This window comes from Streptomyces sp. HSW2009, from assembly GCF_040240285.1.
Lineage (GTDB): Bacteria > Actinomycetota > Actinomycetes > Streptomycetales > Streptomycetaceae > Streptomyces.
The window spans coordinates 1-3,481 of sequence record NZ_JBEHZD010000696.1 but is presented as its reverse complement, the minus strand read 5'-3'; the positions used below and the strand labels follow the sequence as shown (position 1 = coordinate 3,481).

3 protein-coding genes are annotated in these 3,481 nt (G+C 74.5%); all 3 read left to right on the top strand.

Translation table 11 applies throughout. The features are described from left to right. Positions 1–318: DUF6745 domain-containing protein (locus AAHZ94_RS30900; RefSeq protein WP_349997031.1), on the top strand; the 318-nt coding region annotated here is incomplete at its 5' end. A 546-nt stretch (positions 319–864) separates the two neighbouring features. Next, complete coding sequence (locus AAHZ94_RS30895) at positions 865–2,013, top strand: MBL fold metallo-hydrolase (protein ID WP_349997030.1); 1,149 nt, start codon at positions 865–867, stop codon at positions 2,011–2,013. A gap of 578 nt (positions 2,014–2,591) precedes the next feature. Further along, positions 2,592–3,389 (top strand): DUF5995 family protein, encoded by a 798-nt coding sequence (locus tag AAHZ94_RS30890; RefSeq protein ID WP_349997029.1) that lies wholly within the window; start codon positions 2,592–2,594, stop codon positions 3,387–3,389. Positions 3,390–3,481 lie beyond the last annotated feature (92 nt).

Below are 3,481 nucleotides of genomic sequence, written 5' to 3'. Positions count from 1 at the left end.
GGCGGGCTTCTTTATAAACCCCCCCGCCGGGGGCCGGGGCGCGGGTTGTGGGGGGTTTCCGCCGCCCCCCCGGGGCCCGGGGGGGGGCCGGGCGCCGCCCGGGGCCCCGGGCCCGAGACGGGGGTGCTGTGGCGCATCGAACTGGCCGGTGACGAGGCGGTGGTGATGGTGGAGGTGGTCAACTCCACCCCGGAGCCCGACGGTTCGTCGCGCACCTACTGGCTCCGCGTCCCGCCCCGTACGACCACCGCGCGCGAGGGCGTCGCCTGGACCTTCGGCCTCCCCGCCGAGGAGTACGAGCCGCAGCGCCAGACCTGAGCGACGGGCGTACGGGGCGGACGGGGGCGATGGGCCAGGGAGGGCTGGGGGGGGGGCTGAGGCTGAGGATATTCCGCGGGGCCCGGCTGCCGCGGGGAACCGGGGCGGGGCCGGCCGAAACCCCCTCGCGGGCCGTGCGCCGGGGCACGGTCGTGCTGGGCTGGGCCGGCTAGGTGGGGCGGGGCCGGGCCGAGGCCGCGCGTGCTGCGCCGCCGCGCTGTGCCATGCAACCCCAAGCCATGCAACCCCAAGCCATGCCGCCCCACGCCGTGCATCCCCGCCCCATGCAGCCCCCGTGCCATTGCCGCCCCACGCCACGCATCTCCACCTCACCCCGCCCCACGCCGTGCTGGGGCCGGCCGGGGTGCCACGGACGCCGGCTCCCGTGATGTGGATGCCGGCTTCCGTGCTGAGGCTCAGGACGCGGAACAGTGCCACGCGTCCGACCGTTGGGGGAGGGTGGATGAGCGCGTGCGTCAGGGTGTGCGTGCTCGCCGCGGTGGGGGACGCCGCGCCCGCCACCGACGTCTTGCCCTAGGAGTTGCATTGACCGGCCCACAAGCCCGACGCTCGTACGTCACCGCCCTCCGCCCGGCCGCCTTCGGGGCCGCGCCGACGGGGGAGCGGTTGGCGCGGATGCAGCGTTCGCCACAGTTCGTGGCCGGGCAGTTCAACAACCCCCTGCCCACCCCCACGATGCTCCCGGGCTCTGCGGGGCGGCTGCTGCGCACCCAGCTCAGCAAGGCCGATCGAACGCGCCGGGCCCCGCGCGGCCACGTGCCCGTCCACCGGCTGGGCGCGGCCGACTGGGAGCAGGGGCCGGTATCCGGGCTGCGGCTGACCTGGATGGGGCACTCCAGTGTGCTGGTGGAGATCGACGGCCGGCGGGTGCTGTTCGACCCGGTCTGGGGGCAGCGCTGTTCGCCCTTCACCTTCGTCGGCCCGCGGCGGGTCCACCCGGTGCCGCTACCGCTGGCCGAGCTGCCCGACCTGGACGCCGTGGTCATCTCGCACGACCACTACGACCACCTGGACATGCCCACGATCCGCGCCCTGGCCCGCACCGGCACGACCTTCGTCGTCCCGCTGGGCGTCGGCGCCGACCTGGAGCACTGGGGGGTGGCCGAGTCCCGGATCGTCGAGCTCGACTGGCACGAGTCGACGAAGATCGCCGACCTCACCCTGACCGCGACCCCGGCCCAGCACTTCTGCGGCCGTGGGCTCCGCGGCGGGCAACACACCCTGTGGGCCTCCTGGGTGGTGGCGGGCCCCCAGCACCGGGTGTTCCACAGCGGCGACACGGGGTACTGGGCGGAGTTCGAGACCATCGGCCGGCAGTACGGGCCGTTCGACGCCACGATGATCCAACTCGGTGCTTACAGCGAATTCTGGCCTGCCATTCATATGACGCCCGCCGAAGGGCTGCGCGCCCACCTGGACCTCCAGGGCGGCACGGGCGGCGTGCTGCTCCCCATCCACTGGGGCACGTTCAACCTGGCCCCGCACCCGTGGGCCGAGCCGGCTGAGTGGACCCGGGACGTCGCCGCCGAGGCGGGCCAGGCCGTCGCTTTCCCGGTGCCCGGACAGCGGTTCGAGCCGGCCGGAGAGGTGCCGGACCGCCCCTGGTGGCGGGCGATCTCACACCCCCTCACGCGCACGTGGCAGCGGGCCGAGGGGCTGGTGGGGGAGGCGTAATACGCGGCGGACGTCGTACGCGTCCTGGGTGCGGTGGCGCCGGCTGCGGGTGTGGCGCGGTGGTGGTCAGCCCCGCCGGGCGGGGCCCACCCACCGCCGTACACCTTGCCGAAACCGACGCCCGGGGCAACCCCGCCGGTGCGGGGTCGACAACGCGACGAACAGCGGCGCCCCGTAGAGGGTGGGAACAACCCCGCCAGGGCGGGGAGGAGCACGGGACGGCGCGTACCGGAACCCGTGCACCCGGGCCGGCGAGCAAGCTTGCCGTCCGTTCCGCCCGGGCAGGGCCGCCCGGTGCGGGGCGCCATGCTAGCGCCGGTCGGCCGCGGGACGGGGCGCGCCCCGGCGGATCACCCACCCACGCCGTTCACACCCCACCCACGCCGTCCGTACCCCACCCACCCCTCGGCCCGCGCCGCATCGTCACTCACCGTGGCCCCGCACGGTGGTCCCGCAGCCCGGTCCCGCACGGTGGGGACCCCTCCCGGGGGTGCGGTGGTAAGACGGGGCTGCGTTCGGCATGACGGACGGTAATCGGCGTGCGGGTCGAACGCGGTGAGGCGAGAGGGGAATTGGCCATGGCGGCAGAGAACATCGACGATGTCGTGGACGGGCTTGCCGGGATCGTGGGGGAGGCCACCCGTGCCGGTGATCGGGCCGGGTACTTCGCGGCGCTCTACCGACAGGTGACCGTGGAGGTCCGCGCGGGCATCCGGGCCGGGCTGTTCGACGACGGCGCCCGGATGGACTGTTTCGACACGCTCTTCGGGAACCGCTACTTCGACGCGTACGACGCCTGGCGGCGGGACCGGAGCGGGCCGCGGTGCTGGCGGGAGGCGTTCGGGCTGCTGGACGACGCCGATACGGTCATCGTCCAGCACGTGGTGCTCGGGGTGACCGCGCACATCAATCTCGACCTGGCCATCGCCGCCGCGCGGACCAGCCCGGGCGCGGCCATCCAGGAGTTGCGGCACGACTTCCTGCTGATCAACGACATCCTCGCGCGGGTGGTGCTGGTGGTGGAGGACGCCGTCGGCGAACTGTCACCCCTGCTGTCGCTGCTGGACCAGATCGGGGCCCGTACCGACGAGCAGATCCTCGACTTCAGCATTCGACAGTCCCGCGAGGAAGCGTGGCACAACGCCGTCCTGCTCGCCGGGCAGGACGAGGAGGAGCGCGCGGCCACCATCGAGCGGCTCGACGTCAGGGCCGCCGTGCTCGCGCGGCTGATCGCGCGCCCGGGCGGTCTCGTCCGGCCGGCCCTACAACTGATCCGGAGTACCGAGACCGCCGACGTGCCGACCGTCATCGCCCGGCTGGACAGTGCGATGGAACGGCCACCCACGGCGGCGCCCGGGGCCCGCGCCACGGACTGACCCGGGCCGGTGCCTCGGGCTGGTGCCCCGGGCTGGTGTCGCGGGCTGGTGATCCGGCCGGCGCAGTGGGCCGACACCCCGCGGCCCGGCCC

Excerpts from the sequence above, each read along its gene's own strand:
- AAHZ94_RS30890 (WP_349997029.1), top strand. The coding sequence starts at position 2,592 with ATGGCGGCAGAGAACATCGACGATGTCGTGGACGGGCTTGCCGGGATC.